The following is a 25,523-nucleotide window of genomic DNA, read 5'->3' as shown; positions in this document are numbered from 1 at the left end:
AAAGGAATTAACTAAAATGAAAATCAAAAAAAGAATATGGGATATTTTCAGAATTTTTATAGGAGTGTCTATCCTTTCCTTTTTAATTCTTAAATTAGGTGTGTCAGAAGTATTAGATGTTATCTCAAATATGAACCTTTATATAGTTTTCTTAGTGTTATTTTCCTCGCTTTTTATCTACTTCCTGGCTTCAATCAACATTAAAATATTGATAAGTGGTTTAGGGGAAGAAATTAGCGCTGTCGATTCATTCAGATATTATTTGCCAACATATGCTTTAGGTCTACTCACCCCTGGGAAAGTTGGGAATCTATCACTGCTGTATTTTTTTAAGAAAAATGAAATTTCATATGGAAAAACCCTTGCAGTTTTAGTGCTGGATAAACTAATTACTTATGTTGTCCTTTCTGTGATTGCCATTTATGGTTTTTTTATCTTTTTTGAACGAGAGGCCGCATTACAAGTTACGTTCTACCTGATATTACTTCTACTTCTTGGTGTTCTTTTGATACGATCGAAAAGAGCCAGGAGACTTATTCAAGATATCCTCCTAGCGAAGTACGCGAAATCTCTTGAGGGGTTCTATCGTAATTTAGAGTTCTTACTGAGACACAGAAAAGGAAGAATTGCGTTAAATGCTTCGCTCACCTTTGGACAATGGGTGCTGGGGGCTTTTGTTAAGTATTTAATGTTCTTATATTTTGATGTACACGTTTCCTTTTTCGCTGTATTGGTAATTACTAGTATAGGCGCTATACTTACTATGCTTCCTGTTTCTATATCAGGATTAGGAATTACAGAAAGTAGTGCTGTCTATTTATTCTACAAAATAGACGTGGACCCTACTATAACTGGTGGGATATTCTTATTTGTAACTTTCATGCGATACATACTCGCTTCTGCCTTTCTTGGGTTTCATGTCAAGGAGATAAAAGAAGTAGCAACTTTAACTAAGAAGATTGTTCAGGGGTGAGAAGAAGTTAATGTTCTAACTTGGATGCAACCCACTTTTTCTTCACCTTTCCTTTTTCCAGCACTCATTCAGATCGCTTCAGATGATGTGCCTTCTTTGTCAATTTTATAAACACTGCTATCAAGAAAATCCAGCCGTAAACCGCACAAAAAATCAAATATTCGTTTACCCTGTTAAAAAGGCACGCAAGAGCTAAAAGGTGGAAAACAAAGTATTCGGTATAATAGAAATTTGTCAAAAAAGAACTTTTCTTCTTCTCTCTCTCTATTTCCTCTAACCCATTTGTATGAAGCCTTAAAAAGGTATTGTAAATAAGAGCTATAATCAACGAAGCAATAAGACCCAAGGGTCCATAAACCCATACTAAATAGTTCCCGGTATTTCGGAATAAACCATACATCGCCGCATAAAAGAGAATCACCAAAGCAAACGGACCCAAACCCAAAAACATATCCACCCACTTTCCATAGGTACTCGCTGTGCCCGTGATTCTTGCTAAAGAACCATCCATAGAATCAAAAAAGAATGCAAATATTATAAGAATTGAAGAGAAGATAAGGTATGGATACTTTCCAACAAAGATAAAGTACGCGGCTATTAAAATCAATAAGGATGAAAGCAGCGTTATCTGGTTTGGTGTTATTTCTGTATATTTCGCTATCCTTTCTGCTACATACGTACTGGCTATTCTATGAAGCTTAATTACGATAGGAGCATGAAGATCTTGAAATTTCGCTCCCTTTAATTGCGACATATCCAAATGCGATGGCTTTTTATTTTTCATATCCACTCGATTGTTCTATTTTTTCCAATATAGTAAAACCATTACAATTGGCATAGTGTTTAATCTGCCAGCCGTCTATAAGCTCAATAAAATCCTCTTTTTCATTAAAACCTTTGTCAAAATATTCCTCTATCGCTCTAATTACACCTCTTTTATTATTCCGTCCAACACCCATACTTCCGTCTCTTCTAAAAAATAGCCTTTTAAGATTTGTGTCGTGGAAAAAAACCTTTGATCTCTCTCTTAAGAAAGGAAACCAATTTTCTATTTCTTGAACTGTATTCTCAAAAATATGACTGGTATCTACAAAAAGCACATTAATCTTTGGTTGAATATCATGTCTGGCACACCATTTTTCAAATCTCTTTGCAAATTCTATATCGTCACTTTGAACAAATATCCAGTTTTTATAGGAAGAAATATCAGAACAATCTTCAATGTCAACACTAATTAGTGTTGAATCGCACAATTTAGCCACACGTTCTAAAACAAAAGTGCTCTCCCCTCCCCTCACCCCCAGTTCTACTATCAATCTAGGCTTTGTACTCAGTGATTCAACGAATAAAGTAACTAAATGGTCACTTATATCTGTCTTCTTAATTGATTGCCTCTTTATATCTTCTAATTCTTTTAAAATTAGATGCTCCTCTATATTAGTCCTTGTGATTAAATGTTCTTTTATTTTATCCAATTCTTTTAACTCTTCGGCGGAAATTAATTTCTTATGATGTTTTAAATCTATAAAAATATTATAAATCGTGCTTACCAAAAATAAAATTGCTTTCCACGGATTTTTTATCCCTTTTATCAACTGTTTTGAGATCATGAGTAGAAATTTCACAGTATGTCTTCTTCCAAATCAATTTCATTATCCTTATATTTAAACTTTTCACACGATTAAGAGGGGAAAAGAAGCAGCGCTTTCTCCTCTTCGCTGAACGGAAGATCCGATGTCGATGTGGCTATCGAGGCGTTGAACATCTGAACTTCGTGACAAATACAGCCCCTATACCAAACGTTTCGAGGCCTATGTGAGCATGCTGTGCGAGAAGATGATGTTCACGACGTCGCATCGGTCGCCGAGATGGACGGAAGGCGGCAAAGCGGATTGACAAAAAATACCTGAGCAGACTGGTTACGGGGCTTGAGGGTCCGAATCCGAAGAGACTCGGCATTGACGAGGTCGCCCCATGCATTCCCGTATCTCGGTTAATAATCGGTCTGCTTGTTCGCTGAAGACCTTTGCCCATCGTAAATGTGTGTATCCTCTCTTTTTACGGTCTCTTTTTTGGATTAAAATGAAAATCCTTCCTGGTTGGAGGTAGGATTCGGAAGTACTCTTGTGCTAACTTCTAGCACAAACTTTTTAAATAGATACTAATAATCACCTTTTAGGGGATCAAGTAATGAAAGCTATTCTATTGGCTGCGGGCAAAGGCACAAGGTTATCGCCTCAAACTGAAGATTTGCCTAAATGTTTACTCAAAATAAAAGATAAAACCATTTTGGAGTATATTTTGGATAGGATTGTTGAGAATAATATTCAAGAAATTGTTATTGTTATAGGTTTCTGTGGGGATAAAATTAGAGGAATAATCGGGAATACCTATAAAGGTTTTCCAGTAACATATGTATTTAACCCCGTTTTTGATAGAACAAACAGCATTTACTCGTTGTGGCTGGCTGAAAATGTTGTTGGGGACAGTTTTGTTGTTATAAATGCTGACACTTTGTTTAGTAAACGTATATTACAACATCTCAGTGAATCACCTTATGAAATTGCCTTAGCAACTGATGATACCTTAATAGGGGAAATTTCTGAAGAGGCAATGAAAGTTACAATCATCAATGGCGTAATCAAAGATGTTAGCAAGCAAATCCCTCCTGAAAGGGCACATGGTGTTGCAATAGGATTATACAAATTTGGTCCAAAAGGAAAGACAAAGCTTTACAAAGAACTAAAAAGATTAGTTGACAGCAAAATTCTTGATCAACTATTTACAAAAGCAGTAAAGAATTTAATAATGAATGATTTAGAGGTGTTTCCTATAAGTACGAAAGGTTTATCATGGATTGATATAGATACCTATAATGACTTAAAAATTGGAGAGAAAATAGTTGAAAAGATGCTAGAGGAGAACAATAGAAAAGAATAAAATGTTTTAAGACCTATTAAATTTATAAGAAAAATGAAAGCAGCAGTTTATGTAGGAAATGGGAAAATAGAAATTGAAGACATACCAATACCAGAGATTAACAATGACGAAGTCCTATTGAAGGCAAAAACAGTAGGCTTATGCAAAACAGATGTTAAAAAAGTGGTGTATAACTTATTAGATCCTCCAAGGATCTTTGGTCATGAAATTGTTGGAGAAATAGCAAAAGTGGGAGAAAATGTATGGAGGAATGGCGAAAAGAAGTTTGAGGTTGGGGATCGGGTTTTAGTTTTCCATCATGTTCCTTGTTTAGAGTGTTTCTATTGTCTCAATGAAAAATATTCACAATGTGAAACTTATGGAGAAATAGACACAACAGCGGGCTACGGTAAACCAAGTGGAGGTGGATTTGCAGAGTATACTAAAATACCTAATCTAGTTGCAAGAAGAGGACTGATAAAGATACCTGACGATGTAAAATATGAAGAAGCTGTTTTTGTAGAACCTCTGAATTGTTGTTTTAAAGCAATAAAGAGAGCAAATATTTCAGAAAAGGATACCGTATTAATACTAGGACAAGGGTCTATTGGTCTTACCCTCACCCAACTTTGTAAAATAGAAAAAGCCACAGTAATCGCAACGGATTTAGTCGATTTTAAACTTAACCTATCAAAAAATTTTGGAGCTGATTACACTATCTACACAGAAGATCCCTCCTTTGTCGAAAAAATTAGAAAATTTAATAACGGGAGGGATGCAAATAAGTGCTTAGTTGCGGTAGAATCTCTTAGTGCTGTTAAACAGGGTTTAGATGCTATTGATAGAGGAGGAGATATTATCTTTGTCTTTGATAAAATAAAAGATAAAGAAGTGGTGATTGATCCAAATCTGGTTTCTAATAAAGAGATTGATATAATCGGGAGTTACTCCTCTGATTATAGTTTACATGACAAATCTGCGGAATTAATTTTTTCAAGAAAGATTAATGTAAAAGACATGATAACTCACACCTTTAATTTAGAGGAGATTAATAAAGCAATAGAAATGGCTTTTAATCCTTTACGATCCATAAAAATTCTGATAAAAATAAGTTAGTTTCGGTCGGTATGGAGTGGAGAAGGCATTAAGAGTTTACTAATTAAAATGTGTGGTATATGTGGTTTTAATTGGGAAGATAAGCGGCTTGTCAAAGAAATGGCTGCAACACTTAGTCATAGGGGTCCTGACCAGGATGGTTTTTATACTGATTCTTTTTTTTCCCTTGGCCATAAACGGTTGAGTATTATTGATTTAACTGAGAACGGTAGACAGCCAATGTCAAACGAAGATGGTACAATATGGGTTGTTTATAATGGAGAAATATATAATTTTAAGGAGATTAAATCTGGACTAAAAAAAAGACACACATTCAAATCAAATTCAGATACTGAAGTTATAATTCATTCTTATGAAGAATATGGAGAGGATTGTGTTAAATTATTCAATGGCATGTTCGCATTTGCACTATGGGATTCTATTAATAGGAAAATAATATTAGCAAGAGACAGATTAGGCATTAAACCGTTGTTTTATCATTACAAAGACAAAAAATTTATTTTTGGCTCTGAAATTAAGTCAATAACGAGAACCAACTCTGTTAAAAAAGAGCTTAACCTACATGGGCTTAGCCAATTCATTACATATGCCTATTGCATAAATGGGGAGACTATGCTAAAAGATATATATGAGCTCTTACCAGGGCATATACTCACCTTGAATTCTGAAGGAGTTGTCATAAAAAAATATTGGGAGGTTAAGACGAACGTAGACTATAAATCCGAAGATTATTTCACTAAAAAATTACGAATCATCTTAAAAGAAGCTGTTAAGAAAACATTGGTGAGTGATGTGCCCTTAGGAGCTTCTTTATCAGGTGGAATTGATTCAAGTTCGATTGTAGCTTTTATGAGTCAGATTGTGGATAATCCAATTAAAACATTTAGTATTGGTTTTGATGATCCATCTGATGAGCTTGATAAAGCAAGAATTGTTGCAGATTATTGTAACACAGAACATCATGAAATTATAGTGCCATTTAAAGAATTAACGAAGAATTTAGTAAAGATCGTTTGGTATATGGAAGGCCCTTTTGGAAGGCCCTCAGTGTTTTCTGGTTTTTTCTTATCAAGAGGTATAAATAGGAATGGAGTTATTATTGATTTGGCAGGCGACGGCTCTGATGAACTTTTTGCTGGTTATAACCGATATGATGTTTATTTATACAAAGCGGCAACAAGGAGATCATCGATAAAGGGGAAAGCAAATAAAATAACTTCGGGATTTTTTAATACACAGTTAGAAAAAAAAATATTTTTTAAAGACTTTTTGATAAATAATCTGGATAACAATCTTAAACCAGCAACTGCGTTTGGTACTTACCTTGAAAAAGCGGATAAAGAGGAATTGCTCAATGCCGCACTTGAATTTGAGCTAAAAACAGAATTGCCCGGGATACAATTGATAAGAGCTGATAGAACAAGCATGGCGTACTCCCATGAAGTTAGGGTTCCTTTTTTGGATCATCACATTGTTGAATTCGCTATGACGATACCTTCCGCTCTTAAATGGAATGGTAATAATAAAAAGTATATTTTGCAAAAAGCAATGAGAGGCATGCTTCCTGATGAAATAACAAATAGAGTCAAACTACCCTTTGGCATGCCCTTATTTAGGTATTTTAAAGAAGAATTTGTTGAAGTTGCTGACAGTATTCTGTCTAAATCACAAATCTTTAAGAAAGGACTTGTTAAATCCGAGAAAGTTATGGAATTAATACAGAAAATAAAAAGGGAAAAGGAGATCAGTGATAATTCTTTAAGGCAGGTATTGTTTTTTACAACTCTTGAATTGTCTAATGAGCTGTTTATAGAAAGAGAGAGAATTAAACAAAGTGATTTAGATATCTCTAAATTTCTTTAATATCTCCTTCTGTTATAGTATATATTTCTGTTATAGTATATATCCTTCATTAAATTGTTCTTTTAAAACTTCTTTTATTAATGGGATATCATATTCATGTCCTAGATTTTTTGGTGAGTAAAACGTTGCGTTTGACTCCGCGTCCATCATCTTATATACTTCTTTGACTTGTCTAAACTGTTCTTCTGCTTCTGTGGGGCTAAATGTATCATATTCCCCGTTGATAACCACGACTTTCTCTGGGGCCCTCGCGATTAAGTAATCTCTCATATCAAAGTAATTTAGGATGTCAGGAATTCTACCACACCTACAATGATTCTCAAATACAAAATTATGACTGAAACTGCCAAAAAACCCGCATATTATTGCATAGGGTATTGTCTTATCGATAGAAGATGCAAACAAACACACCCCCCCACCAGTAGAAAGACCTATCATTCCTATGGATTCACGTTTTACATCATATTTTTTTGATATATGCTCCCGGAATATTAATGCATCTGATGTTAGAAATCCATACCACGAAAGAGAATACATTGAAGCAATTTCGTTAAAATCGTTATGATCCATTTGTGTATTAAATCCCCGTAATCCCATTGCAAATACGGTATATCCCTCCTTAGCAAGTTCAACAGCTATTCCCTTTTGATAGGAATGTCTATCAATCAAGTCATCTAGTGGATTACTTTTTGATGGATGACCGGGCACTACAATAACAACTTTACCTATTGGTTGATCTTTTTTTTTGACTATTAATCCAGGCAAATCTCCTCCAATTACAGAGAATTTAATGTTGGAAATTTCCAATCCTTCAGAATAATGCGTATCATCAATTGTAATATTCCCTAACATCTCCGAGTTTAAAAATTCTTGATGTAACTCTGTGGGGTAGCCAAACGAGATATATTTATATCTTTCAAAATCATTTTTAAAGGTTTCATAGTCGCCGTTATATGAAAAGGCAGGTTTTTTTTCAATTAGCTTTAAAAGAACATCATCTACACTTTGTGATGGAGGGGTTCTGATTTCATGTTTGATTGCGCTAGGAATAAAAGAAGAAAAATCAGAAGATATTTCATATCTGTATTGTGAATAAGCCCCTCCTAAAAAGGAGGATACTAAAAGAGCAATTACCAGTATTCCAGAAAATATCGCTTTTTTCTTTTTCATTTAATCTTATGTTTATATTTTCTGAATACCTCTATAAATATGTTGGGATTTACTATCATGAACTTTTTCCGACCATTAAAAGCGCTAATATTCTTAGTTTTAAAAATATTTTCATCTAAATCCCATTTATTAAGGTCTCTGAACCATTTATCAAAAGGAAGTGGGGAAGCGTATTTTGGGCGATATACTACATTATGTGGGATATATCTCTCTGCTAGTTTCTTTAAAATATATTTAGGTATATCCATTTTTTCACTTATATCTCTAAAATATATCTCTTTAGCAGCTTTTTTATGTTTTTCTGATTTCCAATTTACTTTAAAATCAAAAGGTAAGGAATTAACAAAATTAACCAGTTCAATATCCGTGTATGGGAAACCCATATCTATATCATTAAATCGCATAGCGTTTGCACCTCTGATTATTAGGCCTGGAGTATGTACTTTCTGTATAAAATAAAAAACTTTATCTCTAATGTCTTCGGGCATCTCCCTTTCATCTAAAAATGAGTTCAATAATTGAAAATCATTTACTAAATATTTATCTCTTATAATTTTGCTTCTATCTTCTAAGCTAAAATATCTATAATTATCTAAAAAGAATTTAAAAAAAGGCTTATCATTTTTATAGTTTATGTACATCCTAAGATTTTGTCCATAACCTCCAAAAATGTCGTCAGCACCCTCTCCACAGACAGCTATATCACATCCGTCACTTTTCGCCATTTTATATATATATTGGCTAATGCGATCTTATTTGGATGTAATGGCTCACACTTTTGCTCTATAAGGGGTTTCAACAGTGAATTTTCACCAATAAAGTCCTCCTTGTACAATACTTTTTCTTTATGTATGGAATTATTTTTTTTTGCTACCAATCTGGAATATTCAAATTCGTCCTCACCATAAAAACCAGTGCTATATGTGTAAATCTTTTTATCGGGATATAATTTTCTACATATTGCTAATATCAAAGAACTATCAATATCCCCGCTTAAAGGAATAGCTATTTTCTTATCCGAGGTTATACCTTCAATACTTTTTATTAATAACTCTTCAACCCTTTTAAGAGCTCTATCGAAAGCAATATCGTCATTTTCAAGCTTTGGATACCAGTAATATTGAATTTTACCGTCTTTTAACTCTGCACAGCAAGGTATTTTCTTATAATCCTCAAACATAGTTAAATTTCCAATTGGGTATCTGAAAGTTAAATAACTTGTTATTCCGTGAGGATCAAAATTACTAAAACCAAATTTTTTTTATTCTTCCTGCTAAATTTTTAAGATAAGACATATCCTCATTCTCAATATAATATTTTATACTTTCCCCAAATTCGTTAGTTATCATGTGCAATTACTCCAATAATACTGTAGTTTCAAACCATATAAGAATTTTCGATTGCTGTGTTGGGATAGTGAAATTAAGAAAAGATCTAACATATCAATCTACTTGCCATTTATGTCATTTTTCACCTATCCCTACTGAAACTAAACTCTTCTATTATTCCCTTCACCTCCCTACCTATTACTTCAGGACGGCATTTCTCAGTAAATACTTTATATCCTCTTTCTGCAATTCTCTTTCTTAACTTTTCTCTCTCTTTCAGCTCCACTATTGAATCTGCTAAGGCATCAGCATTCGCCATCTCTACCAGTAAAGCACTCTCCTTATCTGTGAATAATTCCCTATTTGCAGGATTATTCCCCACTATAACCGCCCTCTTCATTGCTATTGCTTCAAATGCTTTTCCTGCTATTACTCTTTTTGCCTTGTCAATATCGGAAAAATGCCCTCCCAAACAAACATCCGCTTTTGCAATCTGCTCTGGCAATTTTTGGTGTGGAATCCAACCCAATAGTTCAACGTTGCTGATGCCTAATTTTTCTATAAGTTTCTCTATTTCATCATACATTATCCCGCATCCCGCTATCTTAAATACTATATCGCTACAAGGTTCTAACAGTTTGGCTGCTTTAATAACATACTCTAGTCCAGAGAGAGGTAAAAAATTACCATGCCAGAATACTATAAATTTATCATCATCTCTTTCCACACTCATAGGATAAAAAATCGAATCATCCGCGCCTATAAAAACCCTCTGGAATTTTCTCCTTACCAACCCAAATGTTTTCACAAAATAATCTATGTGCGCATTTGTATCTAACAGAACTTTATCTGCGATTTCGCAGGAATGCTTATCTAGTCTATAAAAATATTTCCCCATTAACGACTCTGGTCTGAACTTTTTTCTATCAAAACACATTGTGTCGTATGCAGACAAAAACGCATCAAAGATTATGGGTTTAGTCTTCGGAGTCAGTTTTCTTATTATAGATACCAAAGGCTGACTAAAAAAACCAATAAAAATTGCATCATAATCCGTTTTATTTCTCAAGAGAAACTTCCCCACCGCTTTCGGATACCTCCCTATATAAGATTTTGATGTATCGGTGCATTCAATCACGTCAACGCCATTTGCTCTCAAACCGTTCAATATCACTGCATTTCTCACGTAGCCCGGTTCACGACCAGAAATAAAAATGATTCTCGCCTTCGGAACTTTATTTCCTTCCATATTGGTCCCTCTCTATCGTTTGAAACCTCCCGAATTGTTTTAATTTCTCTTTCCCCTCAAGATTTCCAATAAAGTCACATATTAATTTCAATCCATCCTGTGGTGGCATCTTTGTCTTCTCTCTTATCCTTCTTTGGCATTTTAGGCCACTTTTATTTTTCTTCATCTCCTTACTGTGCCTACTATCTTTATTATACTTCATTTTTTCAGTCTATACATCATTTCCTCTAAAAAAATACGCTGTGTTTTCAGCATATCTGCAAGCAGTCCGAATGTTATTACCAACAGGCCTGTGACAACTAACATGGTGGTTAAAATTGCTGACGGCAAGTGTGCCACCTGGCCAAAATTTAAAAAGTCCATTACAACTCTTACACCGAATATGAATCCGATTAAAATTATAGTGCCACCTATTGCAGTGAAGACTTCAAGAGGGCGATAATCTCGATAACTTTTAATTATATTAAGCCCCGCGTATTTCGCATAACTGAAAATATTTGTAATCAGTCTCGACTCTCCGTCTCTCTCTCTGAATTCAACAGGTATTTGCTCTATTTTTAAATTTTTATTAGCTGCTTGTATAAGCGTTTCTTGAACATACGTGTAATCTCCTCTCAAGTTCATTCGTAAAGCAGCATCTCGAGAGAATGCTCTGAAACCTGTCTGTGCATCTCTTATGGGTAGCCCGGTGATTCTTCTGACCAACCATGTGGCGATTTTATTACCCCATTTTTTGCTCAGCGGCATATGCTTTAATTTATCTATTTGCCTGTCCCCCAAAACTATATCCGCTCTTTCGTTAATCACCGGCTCTATTAATTTTGGAATCTCTTTTGGATCGTACTGAAAATCTGCATCTATATTCACGATTATGTCTGCATCCATTTCTAATGCTTTTTCTAGTCCATCCCTAAAGGTAACGCCTAAACCAAGGTTTGTTTTATGAGAGAAGACCTTGGCACCAGCATTTTCAGCTATATTTACAGACCCATCAGTAGACCCATCGTTTATTACTAAAATTTCTGTTTTTTCTAAACCCTCCATTTCACGTGGAATTTCCTTTATGACCTCCCCTATCGATTTTTCTTCGTTATATGCAGGTATCATGACCACTAATTTATCCTTTTTTGATGATGTTACCTCTACCATTTTTCTTATACCCCCAACTCATCGCTTAATTTATTTTTAGCCTCCATACACCCATAAATTTTATCTGCAACTTTTTCCCAGGTATACTTCCCTATCACGGCATTCCTGCCATTATCACCAAACTTTTTCCTCGAAACTTCATCCTCCATCAGCATTCTTATCTTCTCAGCAAAATCCTCAGCATCCCCGGGCTTTGCCAACAAACCGCATCTGTTTTCATTTATGATGTCTCTTATTATCTCTAAATCACTCGCTACAACAGGCTTTCTACAGGCCATATACTCAAAAATCTTTATTGGCGAGAAATAAAAGCCATATCTCTCCATATATCTAAATCCTTTTGGATTGTATGGGGCAACCGCAACATCTGCAGCAGAAACATATTTTGGCACATCTTCATACTCAACAAATCCTGTGAATATGAACCTAGAGGAAATGCTTTCTTCCTTTGATTCTCCTTCAAGAATATCCAATCCTTTGCCAACCATAAGAAACCTTACGTCTTCATCGAGTTTATTAGCAATCTCAATAAGATCTTCTGCACCATGCCATGCACTCATCGCTCCTACGTAAACAACCACTTTTTTGTCTTTTAAGTTGTATTTACTCCTGATATCCTCTTCATAAGCGGGTTTAAAAATATTTGGGTCTACACCGGCACTTATAATTTTTACCTTGTAATGAAAACTCGGATTAATTATGTTTTTAGTATAAGCAAAAATCTTCTTCGTTAGTTTCATCGATAAGTTGTTGTAATCCGGGTCCAAAAGCTCTATGATGGTTGGAATTCCAAGCAAAAATCCTGAAAATACCCCTACTCCTTTTGATGAACTTCTGTCAAGAACAAAATCTATTTTGTGTTTTTTTAGCAAATAAAGCGCGAGGATAATTAAGACAAAACGGTAAATGAAGAAATACGTTTTTTGAACAAAACTGAGCAAAAAAGTACTTTCCTCCTCTTTCATCGATATTTTGCCTCGAATGGGAAAGATTAATCCTCGGTAAACACGTCTCGTAAAAATGTTCTCACCTATTTTTTGGTATTTCTTCTGTTTCTTTGTCATCCTCCTAGATAGGATGATCACTTTATTGCCCCTCTTTACCAATCCCTCTGCTATTTTCAAAACATGTGTAGAGCCACCTATGAACTCTCCTGTGTGTGGAATGGGGATGTCAGGAGCAACGTACAGGATGTTCATAATAAATCCTCAATAATCTTTTCATATCTCTTTCCAATCGTCATCCAATCAAAATTATCAACAACCCATTCTCTGGCTTTTTTCCCCATCTCCGCTTTTTTATCTTCATCCATTAAAATCGTTATTCTATCTGCAATCTCCTTCGCATTTCTCGGTTCGACCAAATATCCTGTTTCGCCATCTTTTATCGTATCCAGCATACCGCCAACTTTGGTCCCTATGACGGGTTTTTCACATGCCATTGCCTCTAGGACCACAATCCCGTAAGGCTCTATTGTGCTTGGTTGGACGTAAACATCACACTCTGAGTATAAAAAAGGCATTTCATGGTTCGGAATGGGCTTTTTGAGAAATTCAACTTCTGTTTCTAAATCTAATCTTTTCACAAGATTTTTCAAATTATCTTCTTCCACACCCCCACCCAAAATGTATAATTTTGCCTTTGACTTATCTCGTAAGAGTTGCATCGCCTTTATTAAATAATCTAATCCTTTATATCTGTGCAATCTGGCAACCGTTAGAATCTTCATCTTTGATGATTTGAGATGCTCGCCTTTTCCTCTCATTGGTCTGAACAATGTCGTGTCCACGCCAACATGTATCACCTTTATCTCTCTTTTTACTCCCAACTCTTTTATCATGAATTCCTTGGCTGCATTGCAGTGTGCAGTTATTGCATCAACACCATTTCTCAAGATTTTGTTGAGCGTTTTGTCAAGAATTTTCAATGAAATTTTCTTCGTAACATCTGCGGGATAATATGTTCTCTCCGTAGACAATATGGTGGGCGTTCGCTTTAACCTTGCTGCAAAGTAGGCGAGGTGACATATGAAGGGGTAGTCCTCTTGCAGGAGCAGCACATCATAATCATTTTTTAGAATATGGGCAAAAACGGAAGGAACGATGGGGTTCTCCCCTAACTTCAAGGGCGTTGGGAGATATTTTACCTTAAAATCATGGGAAAAGTTTGATTCCTCCTCCTTAATCATCCCCTCCCTGGGAGCCCTTGCAGTGGAAGTTACAATCGTTACTTCATGTCCTAGATTTGTTAGACTATGCGCAAGCCCATATTCGTTGCCTCTAACAAAAGGCGTGAAGAATGGTACTACAATGCAGATTTTCATCTTATTTCCTCGTACACATCAATCAAACGCTCTGTGACCCTGTCCCAATCCATCAATTCTCCGCCATATTTGACTTGCTTGATAGAGGCCACTCTTTTTATCGTTTGGGTAAGGTCGTTAGCATTCGGATGTGACTTAACCTTAAAGCACATTTTGTTATCTAAGAATTCGCCTAATGAATCGATATCTGAGACGATACAGGGTGTTCCGCTTGCAAGAGCCTCTGCCACTGTTATGCCATACGCTTCGTGCTCAGATAGCATGACGAAGACGTCTGCTGATTTGTAACGTTTAAGTAATTCGGATCTCGGAAGCTCTCTTATCCAGTCAATCTTCTTACTTACGCCTAGATCACTTGCCAATTTTTTTAATTTTTGCTCATAGGGACCTTTCCCCACGATCTCTAATCGATATTCCAGCAATGGCAACGCTTGAATGACGTACTGCACACCTTTGTATTTCTCGAGGCGCCCCACAAACAAGATCGTTTTATGCTTTCTTTCGAGTGGTTTAACGTCCTTAAACTCATCTAAGTTTATGCCGTTGGGAATGTGCGTCAATTTTGATGAAGGAATTTTGAAATTCTCTTTTATTAGATTCAGCTCAAACTTTGATACGCATACTATTTTGTCTGCTCTTTTAAACATCATCTTTCCAATCGGACGATAGGGTTTGTGGAGCTGATTTCGGATGAATGAATGCCCTGCTCCATGATAATGGGGTGTGAAAACCAGTTTTCGGTCCTTTTTGGCCAGGGAGCAGAATAACGCTGGAAATGCATGGTAATTGTGCGCATGAATTATGTCATATTCTTGATTTAGGATATAACCATAAATCTGGGGTGCCAGGAAAAAGGCATCATTGGGCGCTATTGACCTAAATCTGGTGACTTTGACGCCATTTATCTCCTCTTTTTTTTGTAGCTTATCGGACGTGCATATTACTTCTACGTTCCATCCCTTTTTTGCTATGCGCTCACTTATCTCCCTTACATGCGTCTCCACGCCGCCTATATCCGGATGATATCTGGGGCAAACTTGGGCTATTTTCATGATGTTCACTTGGAAGATCGGTGTTTACCCTCTAGATATTTTGACAAAATGCCAAAAATAAGATTGGCTTTTTCTATCGCACTTTTTGCGTCGCTTTCATCGTACTCTTTACTTGGAATCCAGATCGGCAAATCCGTTCTTCCAAACAAAGGGTATCGCACCCTTTTGAATTGAGACTCAAGTTTTGGCGTATCCTTCATGATTTTTTCTATCGTTTCACGGGAAAGTTCGTTTTGATACACCTTTAGAAAATCCGTTAAAACTTCGTGCTCTGAGATGAACTTTCCCTTTAGTACTAAGGCTGCTTTAAATGCCTTTTCAACGCATTGTTGAGAATGATAAACTGCCTTACTAAATTTTCCATGTGAATAGGCGATTTCTGCCATCTCTATATCATCTTTCGCTTCGATCAAAAAAGCTTTAGAAATCTTTTCATACCTCAATCAAGTCACCAACTGGTATCTCGTAACTGTTGTCTCCTATTTTTTTCACATGCATTTCTTTGACTTTCTCCTTAAACTTCTTCATCTTATCCCCAAAAAAGCCCTTTTTATCATACAAAATGACGTATGCCTCGCTTATTCCTAAAACTAATGGATCAAACCACTTCATAGAGTCTACTAGGTCCTTTTTATCGATTAGAGTTATGTCCATCTTCTTTTCAAAGACAAATGGCGTTTTTAAGTCAGTAGCTATCTCATCTCTTTTTCTCCAATCATATGATAGGTTTTCGGCAATAATGAGCAGATCGACGTCACTATACTCATGCTCGACACCAGTAGCATACGAACCAAATAATACCACGGAAATTAAATCCACTCCAAATTTTTCCTTACATTTGTCAAGGAGTTTTTTAAGTATGGACGCTATGTCTTGCTTCATGGTTATTTAGTTGCATTTAGTGAGTTATAAAGATTATCAGGGAAAACCTGTGCCATTTTCAATTGACTAACCTCATCCATTATCCCAGAACTATTTATAAATCCTTACTGACCTATTACTTGTTACGATGAGGACCATATGCATAGTTGGGCCATCAAAAAAATTTTTAAGCGGTCTTAGTTATTACACGATCCGCTTGGCTAATGCATTGGCAATGTCAAATGATGTGTCAGTTGTATGTTTGAGAAAATTGTTGCCTCAATTTTTGTTTCCAGGAAAAGAACACGTTGGAAAAAAGCTATCAGATCTTGAATTCTCGTCTAAAATCTCAGTTTATGATGGCATGGACTACAATTCGCCATTGAGTTGGATCAGGGCGTTTAACTTCATCAAAAAGAAAAATCCTGATGTGATCATATTACAATGGTGGACCTCTTCTGTGGTACACATGCACCTTTTTTTAAAGATTTTCAATGCGCTTTTTATTAAATCAAAGCTCATAATCGAGTTTCATGAGGTTGTAGATCCATTGGAGGAGTCTATTTTGCCGATTAGGTTGTATTCACGCATATTTTGTCGTTTGTTAGCGCATAAAGTCGATGCCTATGTGGTACACTCCAGTTTTGACAAGGAGCAGATCGCATCTAAATATCGCCTCGATGAAGGGGAAATGTATATCATTCCCCACGGCCTTTATAATCATTATAAACCAATTGATAAAGAAAAAGCAAAATCTGCACTGAAGATCAAGGAGAAATTCGTCATTTTGCATTTTGGATTGATCAGGAAATATAAGGGCATTCCCTACCTCATCGATGCATTCGAACGAATGCCAGAGGACGTAGCTGAGCAATCTAGATTGCTTATCATTGGAGAACTATGGGAGGGCGGAGAAGAGGTAGTTCAGAGGGTTGAAACTTCAAAACTCAGGGATAAGATAATACTGATACCGAAATACGTCTCTGATGACGATATACCTCTATATTTTTCAGCCGCTGATGTTATCGTTTTTCCCTACCTAAGGGCATCACAGAGTGGCGCAGCTCATATAGCCATGTGCTTTAAAAAACCTATCATAACTTCGGCGGTTGGAGGATTGAATGAATCTATGTCAAAATATGGGGGGGCATCTTTCGTTCCGCCAGGTGATGCAAATGCGATTGCCAAAGCCCTCATAGGCTGCTATGAGCGACCCAAAGAAATCAAATGTGATCTAGCAGAGTTTAGTTGGGATACCACCACATCCAAATACTTTGATGTAATTGATAGGATCAGAAACAAATAACATATTCAAAAGATTTATGTGAGTGTGATGCTGTGTTTAATGCTTAATGTAAAGGAGAAGATGATTGGTGGGCAAAAAAACAAGCAAGAAAATAAAAAAGAAGTCTGGGCAAAAACCCAAAGCAGAGAAGAAAGAGGCACAAAAGATATCGAAAAGAGAAGCAGAGGTCACGCAGCTTCTCTCATCCCTAGAAAATTTGGAGAAGGAATATAAACAAGGCAAGATCTCCAAAGAGGCATATGAAAAACTTAAGGTGGAGTATGCGGATAATCTCAAGGAGCTTGAGCACGTCTCCTTTTTTGAGAATATCAAGCAGAAAATATCGATCTATAATGTGTTATTAATCGCCATAGTTGCACTCGCTTTCTATATCAGGGCTGTTTTGCCATACGATAACGTGTTTATCGGTGATACAGTTCGATTTGGTGGAAATGACCCCTGGTATCACATGCGTCTCGTAGAAAACACGATTCGTAACTTCCCACACAGGATTTTTTTCGATCCATATACGCATTTTCCATTCGGCGACGTTCTCCATTTTGGGCCACTGTATGATCAGATAATAGCGTTCATTGCATTACTCGTTGGGTTAGGGCATCCCAGTCTGCGTACCATAGAGATCATGGGAGCCTATTTCCCAGCAGTTCTGGGGGCATTGGTCGCTTTACCCGTCTATTTCATTGGAAAGATAGTATTCGATAAGCGAGTAGGGTTACTATCCGCACTTATCGTTGTAATCATGCCAGGGCAATTCTTATCCCGATCTCTCTTGGGATTCACAGATCACCATGTTGCCGAGACGCTTTTTAGCACTCTGACGATTATGTTTTTCATGATGGCGATCAGAAGGGCAGAGGGAACAAGGTTTGAGCATGTATTGGGGGAAGAAAAAGGCATCTTGAGGGGCCCACTGGCATATTCAATATTGGCTGGGCTTATGTTTGGATGCTATCTGCTCTGTTGGGCAGGGGCCTTGTTGATTGGATTCATAATTGCCGTATCTGTCATCATCCAGCACATCACCGACCATCTAAGGAATAAATCAACCGACCATCTTTGCATCGTGGGCGTGATCACCTTTTTAATACCGCTTATGATGGTTATACCAACTATTATGCAGGGTGCTGGTCAGTATTCGTCGCTACACATATTCTCGTTCATTATAGGTATCCTGGCGTTTTTATTGCTGAGCGGTACCTCAAAGTTAATGGACCACAAAGAAATCGCTCGGAGTTATTATCCTTTGATTTTAATCGGAATTGGTGCGATAGGAGCAGCAGGCATTCATCTGATTAATCCCTCTCTTCTTAGCTCGATATTTGGGTCGTTTAGCATATTCCAGCCGAGTGGGGGCCTACTAACAGTCGCAGAAGCTACATCGATCTTTTATAGGGGGGGACAGTTTTCCTTACAGTGGGTGTGGGAGAACTTTACGATGTGCTTTTATACTGCGCTCATCGCCCTTGTGATGGTAGTCTATAGAATGCTTAAAGAATGGATACCAGAGGACACGTTGCTAGTGGTATGGAGCACCGTCATGTTCTTTGCCATCGTTGGGCAGAACAGGTTCGCATATTACTTCGCTGTGAATGTCGCAATTCTCTCTGGATATTTTGGCATCAAGATGTTGGAATGGGGCGGACTAGGTGAATTACATAAGGACTTCAAGAGAAGGGTGAAAGACTCTAGCGATATCGGTTATTTCGTTTCCAGATATGTGAAACTGGTTCACGTATTTGTCGTTATACTGGTTGTTTTGCTTTTCATATATCCTAACGTCAACATAACGATGGGATCAGGCCCAGGTGCAGCAAGGTGGACCGGCGGGCCGAGTATGGATTGGCACTCTGCCTTGGACTGGATGAGATATAACACGCCTGATCCTGGTTTAGATTATTATGCGCTCTATGAAGCGCCTGCGCCGGGAGAAACATATCGATATCCGGACTCAGCCTATGGCGTGATGAGTTGGTGGGATTATGGTCACTGGATCACCAGAATAGCGCACAGAATCCCGAATGCGAATCCATTCCAATCAGGCATAGGTGGTCCTATAGGAAGTGACAATCCTGGAGCTTGCGTTTTTTTCATCTCAAAAACTGAAGCAGAAGCAAATGAAGTTGCAGATGAACTCGGTGTGAAATATGTAGTAAGTGACTTCATGATGGCTGACGTATGGAATGCATTTTATAACAAGTTTGGGGCTATGACCGTGTGGGCTGGTGATACTGAGGGATATTATGTGCAGGTTAACAATACTGGGGGCGGGACTGGATTTACCCCCAGCCCCAAGTATTTCAGCACAATGGAAGCCAGATTGCACATATTTGATGGCAGAGGAGTGCAACTTAGTGAAGACATCTATCTGGAGCCTTTACTTCATTATAGGCTTGTCCACGAGTCTACCAGCACCATAATCAGTATAGGTGGGCAAGAAGTCAAATTTGTGAAGGTTTTTGAATATGTTCCCGGGGCGAAGATAGTTGGAAGTGCACCTGATGGTACTAATGCATTAATCAACGTTGAAATCAAGACAAATCAAGGTCGAACGTTCAATTATACCCAAACTACAACTTCTAATAATGGAACCTATGAGTTCATCGTTCCGTACTCTACAGAGGGTCCTGTGGCTGGTGGAACACAGTTTGACACGATGCCAGTGAGACCGTACACTATAATAATTGGAGATATGATAGGGGAAGTTAGGGTCACAGAGGGGCAAGTGATGACCGGAGAAATCATCTTATTGACTTAGTTTGATTTATTTTTTTATATCCTATTTATTATTCTAACATTCTCCGTGTTCATTTAGCCTTAACTTTTGTTTTTAAATGATTCTCCACTCTTGACAATATGTTATTCAAAATATCTCAAATAGCCCGCCTTTTTAACACAAAACTTCTTGGAAGCTTAAAACCCTCTTTGAATCAACAATTGTTAACGTATAACCTTTTGACATCTTGTTGATTGAATCGATAACGCGATGGGGGTTGGATATACAAATAAGCCAACTTGATATAAAAACACACAGCAAATCTTATATGAACCTGGTGGAAATGAGCAGTAAACTGAAATAATGGGAATCTAAGAAATTTTAGGTGAACTTCAAATGAGAGATAAAGTTTGTATACTGATCCCAACGCTCAACGAAGCCCCCACCATAGGGGATGTAGTTGAAGAGTTCAGTTCTATGGGATTTCCAAACATATTGGTGATGGATGGGCATAGCACTGATGGTACCGTCAAAATAGCGACGGAGAAGGGTGCTAAGGTTGTGACCCAGAAAGGAAGAGGCAAGGGTCAAGCTATTCAACAAGCGTTTGATCTGATTGAGGAGGACATCATCGTGATGATCGACGGTGATGGGACCTATCTCCCAGAAGAGGTGGATAGATTAATAGAGCCGATCGAGAAGGGGACTGCCGATCATGTTATTGGAAACAGATTTGCAGAGCAGAAGGATGGCGCCTTTACAAAACTGAATCTATTTGGCAACAGAATTTTGAACAAGTCTTTTGGTCTTGCATACGGTACTTGGATCACCGATATTTTGTCCGGATATAGGGCGTTTACCAAGAAAGCAGTCCAGGAATTAGAGCTTAACAGGACCGGCTTTGAGGTAGAGGCCGAGATCACCATAGAGAGCGTTAAAAAAGATTTGAGAATGGTGGAAGTGCCAATATCCTATCTATCCAGGCCTGAAAGATCTGTAACCAAACTTCATCCTCTTAAGGATGGCTTTAGGATTGGACTCACCCTATATAAGCTTACCAAAACTCACAACCCATTATTATATTTTGGCCTGCTTGGGGGAGTTTTCATGGTGTCGGGCACTTGTGTAGGAGTCTACGTCGTACTAGAGTGGCTCAAAGGAACAACTCGCATTCCAATGACCATACTTGCCACTTTGTTGATCGTTATGGGCGTTCAAATGTTAATCTTCGGTCTTCTAAGCGATCTCCTCTCGTTATTCCACAAAGAAGTGATGAGGGAGCTAAGAAAAAAGTAAGTCCTCAGTCATTCATTCCATTAGCATCTTATCTTTACTTTACACTTTGCACAAAAGCATAATGTAATGGGATATGCCCCCCATTCTGCAGGGCAAGTATATTACACATCATAATAACAATAATTAATCGGTTGGGGTGAAAAAAATTGAAACTAGTTCCAGATACAAGTGTCATCATAGATGGAAGGATTACCGCTAAAATAGAGAGAGGCGAGTTCGATGGAGCCCAAATTCTCATACCGGAGGCAGTGGTCACAGAACTTGAGGCACAGGCTAACAAAGGCAGAGATATTGGATTCAGTGGCTTGGAGGAACTCAAGAAATTAAACGAGATGGCAAAAGAAGGCAAGATCACATTGGAATACACAGGTGAAATTCCCACGCTTGAGCAGATCAGGCTTGCATCTAGGGGGGCGATCGATGCCATAATTAGGGCTGTAGCGGTTCAGCACAAAGCCATTTTCATCACTAGTGATATCGTACAGTCAGAGGTAGCTCGAGCAAAAGGGCTGGAAGTCATCTATCTGTATCCAGAGAAGGAGGAGTTTGGCCCCCTTTCTATCCAGAAATTCTTCACCGATGACACGATGTTCGTACTTTTGAAGTCTAGGGTTCGACCAATGGCAAAGAGGGGCACGGTCGGAAAGATGCGATTGGTTAAGATAAGAGATCAACCTTGTACAGAGAAGGAACTGCGCGAAATCTCACATGAAATCTTGGAAAGAGCCAAGAGTGATCCTGACGGCTTTATCGAGTTTGAAAAGAAAGGAGTCACCATCGTCCAGCTTGGATCTATGAGAATCGCGATAGCTAGCCCGCCTTTCTCGGACGGCATGGAAATAACGGCAGTACGCCCTATTGCGAAAGTCACGCTAGATAACTATCGATTTTGTGATGAATTAAAAGCAAGGTTGGTTGAGAGGCAAAGAGGGATCGTCGTTGCTGGACCGCCTGGTGCTGGAAAGTCTACTTTTGCGGCCTGTGTGGCAGAATTTCTGCAAAAGAGTGGATATGTGGTGAAGACCATGGAATCCCCCAGAGATCTTCAGGTACCAGATGAGATTACGCAGTACGCTCCTCTGGAAAACGACATGGCTGCTACTGCAGATATACTTCTTCTGGTCAGACCGGATTATACAATCTATGACGAATTGCGAAAGACATCCGACTTTCGTGTATTTGCAGACATGCGATTAGCAGGTGTGGGAATGGTGGGGGTGGTTCACTCCAACAGGGCCATAGATGCGGTGCAACGATTGATAGGAAGGGTTGAGCTGGGCATCATCCCGCAGATCGTTGACACGGTTATATTCATCGATATGGGTGAAATCGCAAAGGTATATGACGTGATGTTCAAAGTGAAAGTGCCTAATGGAATGGTCGAGGAGGATTTGGCTAGGCCAGTCATAGATGTGGTGGACTTTGAGTCGGGACGTACGGAATACGAGATATATTCATATGGGGACCAAGTTGTGGTCATGCCTGTTGACAATCTAAGCAAACCAGCGTGGTCTCTGGCGGAAAAGGAAATCCATAAGGTAATTAGCAAGTATGCACGTGGTCAAGTAGATGTTTTGATGATCTCAGACGGAAAAGCTATCGTCTATCTTGATGAGCAAGATATCCCTAGGATCTTAGGCAAAGGTGGTAAGAATATAGATCGAATAGAAGGCATTCTTGGAATCAGCATAGATGTTTGCGAAAGGGAAGATTAAAATAGGTGGCCAAGTCTCCTACAGAGCGCGATGAATGGAACTGTTGGTTGAGAATGGTGGCTTGTGTCCAATCCTCCTTATCGGGTCAGGTCTGTCGGCTTGCCCTTGACAGGATGCAAGCCCCTTGAAGCCACCTCTTGAAAGCTTCAAAAAATTATAAGGAATATCCCACTTTTGATAATCCCTTTATCATAATGCTGGACGAGAGTTATAACCCCCTGATACTTCTTCCATTCGTCTTAAATCCACTTGATGGAATCTTTAAATATTGGTACACCTTTGCGCAAAAAGTCGATCTTGCACATAAAGTCTCAATTCTGTAAATAAATTGCCGAAAATGGTTGTGCGAAGAACTTAACAATACCCCTAAATATATCCCATGTACAGACCTTCTTTCTGTAGCAATTTATTGAGACTCGAGGTCAGGTCTGACTCTAGCTTTCTCTGCTTGCTCGAAATGATCCCTCTTAGCCTATCAGTAGACTCCGGAGAATAGTTCCCGATTCCCATGGCGATTATTGCGAAATCCTTTTTTTGAGGATATATCTCTGCAAACGGAAGAGGATCACCGGTATCCATGATTCTTTTGATCTTTTTGCTCACATCTTCTGTCACAATCGTACCCACTCCCACAGGCTGATATGGGTTCTTAAGTTCTGTTTTCATCTGCCATAAAAACGTAGGGCTTGAGATATAGGTGTTATAATGTCCTCGCTGGTCTTTTCCTCTCAATACTCTCCATCCTTTTGGCTCCTCGTCATAGTGCTCTTTTATCTCCCTAATTATCTCTTCAACTGGCTTTATGGTCATTTCATAGCCCTTTCATACTTCTTCATTTTCATTTCAGTTGCAAAAAAAGTTCCACTTATGTGGCACAAAAGGCTTGCTTTTTCTACATCGATCACTTCGCTCCAGAATTCGTCTTTGACATCCGCTTCCAGAACACTGCCAACGATCCACATGTGGTCTCCTATCTCTTCAAAACTTTCCAGTTTGCACTCTATCCACGCTATTGCCTCTTTAATTCTTGGCGGACTTACCTTTTTTGATCTTTCTTCAGTTAATCCAGCCTTTTCAATTTCGCTGACCTCGTAGGGAAACATTTGCTCAAGAAGGTGCATGAGTGGGCCAAGATCCTTTCCAACTATGTTTACCACGAACTCCTCGTTTTCTTTGATATTCCTCCATGTATGGTGCTCTGGTGAGCAGGAAAAACCATACAATGGGGGGTTGAAGCTCAATGGGGTGCTAAAGCTGAAAGGTGCCGCATTTGAAATGCCTTTTTCAGAGATTGTAGATACGACGACCACGGGTCTAACTAATAGCTTATAGTAATCGGTCTTTTTTAGTTTCATTTATCGCTATTATGCCTCCTTATTTATGGGTGGATTACAATGCCTTTGGTAGTTTTATCTCAAATTGGCTGATCTTACCACTTTGTTCAGATCCCAATTTTAATGATTTCTATGCTACGAACACGCCCATATCCAATTTTTTTATACCGCTACGCACTCTTTTTGTGCTCTATTTTTTGTGTCATTCGTGTTTTGTTTATGCCTTTATATGGTCTGGTTGTTATTTTTAATCATTGGTGGTGGGGGAAAATGCCCTCTAGGATAGGGGAGGAATGATGTTTGTAAATTATGAACTGAGAGAAACTATTAATAGTTTTTCCTAGCTTTGCGTTTAAAGTCGACTAAAATTAGCACTTTAGGGGCAAGTTGCACCTTCTCAAGATTTGAAATTCGGAGGATATTTGAGTAATATTTGATGCTTGTTTTGGTAGGTAGACATGTTACATAATTTGTTAATTGCTGTATTTGTTAATCTCTGTAAGCCGCTCTATTACAAGTAATAGCTTCCCCTTAATTGCTTTTAGAATGCAGAGAGTCAAATTTAGTTTAGTACTGTGGTCAGTTGCTAAATCATTCAAACAGTATTTTCCTCATTTCGAGCGGTATTCTCCTCATGAGAATATTTATGGTCGTAACATTAATTAATTGCTTGAGAACTGTGTTTAAGAATCTTTGTATATCCCTATAGTGGTTAAAATAAATACATGGGTTGGGACATATGGATTTATTAGGGCATTATTTATAGATAGACCTAAGTTGAAAACATATTTTATTTATAACCAGATACATATTGACATGTTTACACAAATATGTGACTCATGCGGGACGTGTGGCCTAGCCAGGATAAGGCGACAGTCTCCTAAACTGTAGATCAGGGGTTCAAATCCCCTCACGTCCGTAAATCGTGTATATCTTTGTAGAGTCGTATGTTGGAATGAAACAAAAAGAGGAGGGCATGAACTATCTTGTCATTACTGGTAAATGGTAAAATATAAAATAAATAATGCAATATGCATAACTTTTATCTGAGAAAAAATAGGCTTATTTTTCCTTGTGATCTCTTTACTCATTGGCATTTGTAAAAATTGCCTCCCAGATGGAGGGTAAACTTTTATTTTTTTACATCATCAATTGG

The 25,523-nt window shown here is 37.9% G+C and carries 23 protein-coding genes and 1 tRNA gene; 9 read left to right on the top strand and 15 right to left on the bottom strand.

What is annotated here, in order from left to right; translation table 11 throughout:
• Nucleotides 1-16: 16 nt before the first annotated feature.
• Nucleotides 17-973: a lysylphosphatidylglycerol synthase transmembrane domain-containing protein gene (locus PHI74_03770; GenBank protein ID MDD5485128.1), complete on the top strand. Its 957-nt coding sequence runs from the start codon at nt 17-19 to the stop codon at nt 971-973.
• A gap of 64 nt (nt 974-1,037) precedes the next feature.
• Here the strand turns inward: PHI74_03770 and PHI74_03765 are convergent, their stop codons facing one another.
• Both PHI74_03765 and PHI74_03760 read right to left on the bottom strand, forming a co-directional pair.
• Nucleotides 1,038-1,757, bottom strand: coding sequence for a CDP-alcohol phosphatidyltransferase family protein (locus tag PHI74_03765; GenBank protein ID MDD5485127.1), 720 nt, complete (start codon nt 1,755-1,757; stop codon nt 1,038-1,040).
• Nucleotides 1,747-2,598, bottom strand: a complete 852-nt coding sequence (locus tag PHI74_03760; protein MDD5485126.1) for a class I SAM-dependent methyltransferase — start codon at nt 2,596-2,598, stop codon at nt 1,747-1,749. Before PHI74_03760 ends, PHI74_03765 begins: the two co-directional genes overlap by 11 nt.
• Before the next feature lie 565 nt (nt 2,599-3,163).
• Here PHI74_03760 and PHI74_03755 point away from each other — a divergent pair.
• Genes PHI74_03755 through asnB form a run of 3 tightly spaced genes read left to right on the top strand, consistent with a single transcriptional unit; the run spans nt 3,164 to nt 6,871 of the window.
• Entirely contained in the window at nt 3,164-3,913 is a 750-nt protein-coding gene (locus tag PHI74_03755; protein MDD5485125.1) for a phosphocholine cytidylyltransferase family protein, read from the top strand.
• A 33-nt stretch (nt 3,914-3,946) separates the two neighbouring features.
• Nucleotides 3,947-5,008, top strand: a complete 1,062-nt coding sequence (locus PHI74_03750) for an alcohol dehydrogenase catalytic domain-containing protein (protein MDD5485124.1) — start codon at nt 3,947-3,949, stop codon at nt 5,006-5,008.
• A 48-nt stretch (nt 5,009-5,056) separates the two neighbouring features.
• Nucleotides 5,057-6,871: an asparagine synthase (glutamine-hydrolyzing) gene (gene asnB, locus PHI74_03745; GenBank protein ID MDD5485123.1), complete on the top strand. Its 1,815-nt coding sequence runs from the start codon at nt 5,057-5,059 to the stop codon at nt 6,869-6,871.
• Between the two features lie 30 nt (nt 6,872-6,901).
• Here asnB and PHI74_03740 read toward each other — a convergent pair whose 3' ends face one another.
• The 11 genes from PHI74_03740 to PHI74_03690 all read right to left on the bottom strand — a co-directional run bounded on the left by PHI74_03740 (nt 6,902) and on the right by PHI74_03690 (nt 16,024).
• Nucleotides 6,902-8,041 (bottom strand): hypothetical protein, encoded by a 1,140-nt coding sequence (locus PHI74_03740; protein ID MDD5485122.1) that lies wholly within the window; start codon nt 8,039-8,041, stop codon nt 6,902-6,904.
• Nucleotides 8,038-8,766: an asparagine synthase C-terminal domain-containing protein gene (locus PHI74_03735; protein ID MDD5485121.1), complete on the bottom strand. Its 729-nt coding sequence runs from the start codon at nt 8,764-8,766 to the stop codon at nt 8,038-8,040. Before PHI74_03735 ends, PHI74_03740 begins: the two co-directional genes overlap by 4 nt.
• The gene (locus PHI74_03730; GenBank protein MDD5485120.1) at nt 8,739-9,221 is read right to left on the bottom strand and encodes an asparagine synthase-related protein; all 483 of its coding nucleotides are present in this window, start codon (nt 9,219-9,221) and stop codon (nt 8,739-8,741) included. Before PHI74_03730 ends, PHI74_03735 begins: the two co-directional genes overlap by 28 nt.
• A gap of 290 nt (nt 9,222-9,511) precedes the next feature.
• Nucleotides 9,512-10,618: a glycosyltransferase gene (locus tag PHI74_03725; GenBank protein ID MDD5485119.1), complete on the bottom strand. Its 1,107-nt coding sequence runs from the start codon at nt 10,616-10,618 to the stop codon at nt 9,512-9,514.
• A complete protein-coding gene (locus tag PHI74_03720; GenBank protein MDD5485118.1) occupies nt 10,605-10,820 on the bottom strand; it encodes a hypothetical protein in 216 nt (71 codons plus the stop codon). The genes PHI74_03725 and PHI74_03720 overlap by 14 nt, the downstream gene beginning before the upstream one ends.
• Nucleotides 10,817-11,767: a glycosyltransferase family 2 protein gene (locus tag PHI74_03715; GenBank protein MDD5485117.1), complete on the bottom strand. Its 951-nt coding sequence runs from the start codon at nt 11,765-11,767 to the stop codon at nt 10,817-10,819. The genes PHI74_03720 and PHI74_03715 overlap by 4 nt, the downstream gene beginning before the upstream one ends.
• 5 nt (nt 11,768-11,772) lie before the next feature.
• Nucleotides 11,773-12,732, bottom strand: a complete 960-nt coding sequence (locus tag PHI74_03710; protein MDD5485116.1) for a glycosyltransferase family 4 protein — start codon at nt 12,730-12,732, stop codon at nt 11,773-11,775.
• Nucleotides 12,733-12,962: 230 nt separating this feature from the next.
• Nucleotides 12,963-14,090 (bottom strand): glycosyltransferase family 4 protein, encoded by a 1,128-nt coding sequence (locus PHI74_03705; protein ID MDD5485115.1) that lies wholly within the window; start codon nt 14,088-14,090, stop codon nt 12,963-12,965.
• Complete coding sequence (locus PHI74_03700) at nt 14,087-15,142, bottom strand: glycosyltransferase family 4 protein (GenBank protein ID MDD5485114.1); 1,056 nt, start codon at nt 15,140-15,142, stop codon at nt 14,087-14,089. Before PHI74_03700 ends, PHI74_03705 begins: the two co-directional genes overlap by 4 nt.
• A 5-nt stretch (nt 15,143-15,147) precedes the next feature.
• A complete protein-coding gene (locus PHI74_03695; protein ID MDD5485113.1) occupies nt 15,148-15,585 on the bottom strand; it encodes a HEPN domain-containing protein in 438 nt (145 codons plus the stop codon).
• Nucleotides 15,575-16,024: a nucleotidyltransferase domain-containing protein gene (locus PHI74_03690; protein ID MDD5485112.1), complete on the bottom strand. Its 450-nt coding sequence runs from the start codon at nt 16,022-16,024 to the stop codon at nt 15,575-15,577. Before PHI74_03690 ends, PHI74_03695 begins: the two co-directional genes overlap by 11 nt.
• Before the next feature lie 127 nt (nt 16,025-16,151).
• Between PHI74_03690 and PHI74_03685 the strand changes: the two genes are divergently transcribed.
• From PHI74_03685 to PHI74_03670, 4 genes are all read left to right on the top strand, one after another.
• Nucleotides 16,152-17,309 carry a glycosyltransferase gene (locus PHI74_03685; protein ID MDD5485111.1) on the top strand — a complete coding sequence of 386 codons (1,158 nt, stop codon included), beginning with the start codon at nt 16,152-16,154 and terminating at the stop codon, nt 17,307-17,309.
• 67 nt (nt 17,310-17,376) lie between these two features.
• On the top strand, nt 17,377-20,064 hold the full coding sequence (locus tag PHI74_03680) for an oligosaccharyl transferase, archaeosortase A system-associated (protein MDD5485110.1): 2,688 nt from the start codon (nt 17,377-17,379) through the stop codon (nt 20,062-20,064).
• A 354-nt stretch (nt 20,065-20,418) separates the two neighbouring features.
• Entirely contained in the window at nt 20,419-21,318 is a 900-nt protein-coding gene (gene aglJ / locus PHI74_03675) for an S-layer glycoprotein N-glycosyltransferase AglJ (protein ID MDD5485109.1), read from the top strand.
• Nucleotides 21,319-21,464: 146 nt separating this feature from the next.
• Nucleotides 21,465-23,033, top strand: a complete 1,569-nt coding sequence (locus PHI74_03670; protein MDD5485108.1) for a PINc/VapC family ATPase — start codon at nt 21,465-21,467, stop codon at nt 23,031-23,033.
• A gap of 366 nt (nt 23,034-23,399) precedes the next feature.
• Here PHI74_03670 and PHI74_03665 read toward each other — a convergent pair whose 3' ends face one another.
• Nucleotides 23,400-23,843, bottom strand: a complete 444-nt coding sequence (locus PHI74_03665) for a hypothetical protein (protein MDD5485107.1) — start codon at nt 23,841-23,843, stop codon at nt 23,400-23,402.
• Nucleotides 23,840-24,388 (bottom strand): flavin reductase family protein, encoded by a 549-nt coding sequence (locus PHI74_03660; protein ID MDD5485106.1) that lies wholly within the window; start codon nt 24,386-24,388, stop codon nt 23,840-23,842. Before PHI74_03660 ends, PHI74_03665 begins: the two co-directional genes overlap by 4 nt.
• A gap of 823 nt (nt 24,389-25,211) precedes the next feature.
• Here PHI74_03660 and PHI74_03655 point away from each other — a divergent pair.
• Nucleotides 25,212-25,286, top strand: a tRNA-Arg gene (locus PHI74_03655).
• Nucleotides 25,287-25,523 lie beyond the last annotated feature (237 nt).

This window comes from Methanocellales archaeon, from assembly GCA_028715985.1.
GTDB lineage: Archaea > Halobacteriota > UBA148 > UBA148 > UBA148 > UBA148.
The sequence above is the reverse complement of the archived record's forward strand: the minus strand, read 5'-3'. Positions and strand labels throughout refer to the sequence as shown.

Excerpts from the sequence above, each read along its gene's own strand:
- PHI74_03770 (MDD5485128.1), top strand. The coding sequence starts at position 17 with ATGAAAATCAAAAAAAGAATATGGGATATTTTCAGAATTTTTATAGGA.
- PHI74_03765 (MDD5485127.1), bottom strand. The coding sequence starts at position 1,757 with ATGAAAAATAAAAAGCCATCGCATTTGGATATGTCGCAATTAAAGGGA.
- PHI74_03755 (MDD5485125.1), top strand. The coding sequence starts at position 3,164 with ATGAAAGCTATTCTATTGGCTGCGGGCAAAGGCACAAGGTTATCGCCT.
- PHI74_03750 (MDD5485124.1), top strand. The coding sequence starts at position 3,947 with ATGAAAGCAGCAGTTTATGTAGGAAATGGGAAAATAGAAATTGAAGAC.
- asnB (MDD5485123.1), top strand. The coding sequence starts at position 5,057 with ATGTGTGGTATATGTGGTTTTAATTGGGAAGATAAGCGGCTTGTCAAA.
- PHI74_03740 (MDD5485122.1), bottom strand. The coding sequence starts at position 8,041 with ATGAAAAAGAAAAAAGCGATATTTTCTGGAATACTGGTAATTGCTCTT.
- PHI74_03735 (MDD5485121.1), bottom strand. The coding sequence starts at position 8,766 with ATGGCGAAAAGTGACGGATGTGATATAGCTGTCTGTGGAGAGGGTGCT.
- PHI74_03730 (MDD5485120.1), bottom strand. The coding sequence starts at position 9,221 with ATGTTTGAGGATTATAAGAAAATACCTTGCTGTGCAGAGTTAAAAGAC.
- PHI74_03725 (MDD5485119.1), bottom strand. The coding sequence starts at position 10,618 with ATGGAAGGAAATAAAGTTCCGAAGGCGAGAATCATTTTTATTTCTGGT.
- PHI74_03720 (MDD5485118.1), bottom strand. The coding sequence starts at position 10,820 with ATGAAGTATAATAAAGATAGTAGGCACAGTAAGGAGATGAAGAAAAAT.
- PHI74_03715 (MDD5485117.1), bottom strand. The coding sequence starts at position 11,767 with ATGGTAGAGGTAACATCATCAAAAAAGGATAAATTAGTGGTCATGATA.
- PHI74_03710 (MDD5485116.1), bottom strand. The coding sequence starts at position 12,732 with ATGAAAGAGGAGGAAAGTACTTTTTTGCTCAGTTTTGTTCAAAAAACG.
- PHI74_03705 (MDD5485115.1), bottom strand. The coding sequence starts at position 14,090 with ATGAAAATCTGCATTGTAGTACCATTCTTCACGCCTTTTGTTAGAGGC.
- PHI74_03700 (MDD5485114.1), bottom strand. The coding sequence starts at position 15,142 with ATGAAAATAGCCCAAGTTTGCCCCAGATATCATCCGGATATAGGCGGC.
- PHI74_03690 (MDD5485112.1), bottom strand. The coding sequence starts at position 16,024 with ATGAAGCAAGACATAGCGTCCATACTTAAAAAACTCCTTGACAAATGT.
- PHI74_03685 (MDD5485111.1), top strand. The coding sequence starts at position 16,152 with ATGAGGACCATATGCATAGTTGGGCCATCAAAAAAATTTTTAAGCGGT.
- aglJ (MDD5485109.1), top strand. The coding sequence starts at position 20,419 with ATGAGAGATAAAGTTTGTATACTGATCCCAACGCTCAACGAAGCCCCC.
- PHI74_03665 (MDD5485107.1), bottom strand. The coding sequence starts at position 23,843 with ATGACCATAAAGCCAGTTGAAGAGATAATTAGGGAGATAAAAGAGCAC.
- PHI74_03660 (MDD5485106.1), bottom strand. The coding sequence starts at position 24,388 with ATGAAACTAAAAAAGACCGATTACTATAAGCTATTAGTTAGACCCGTG.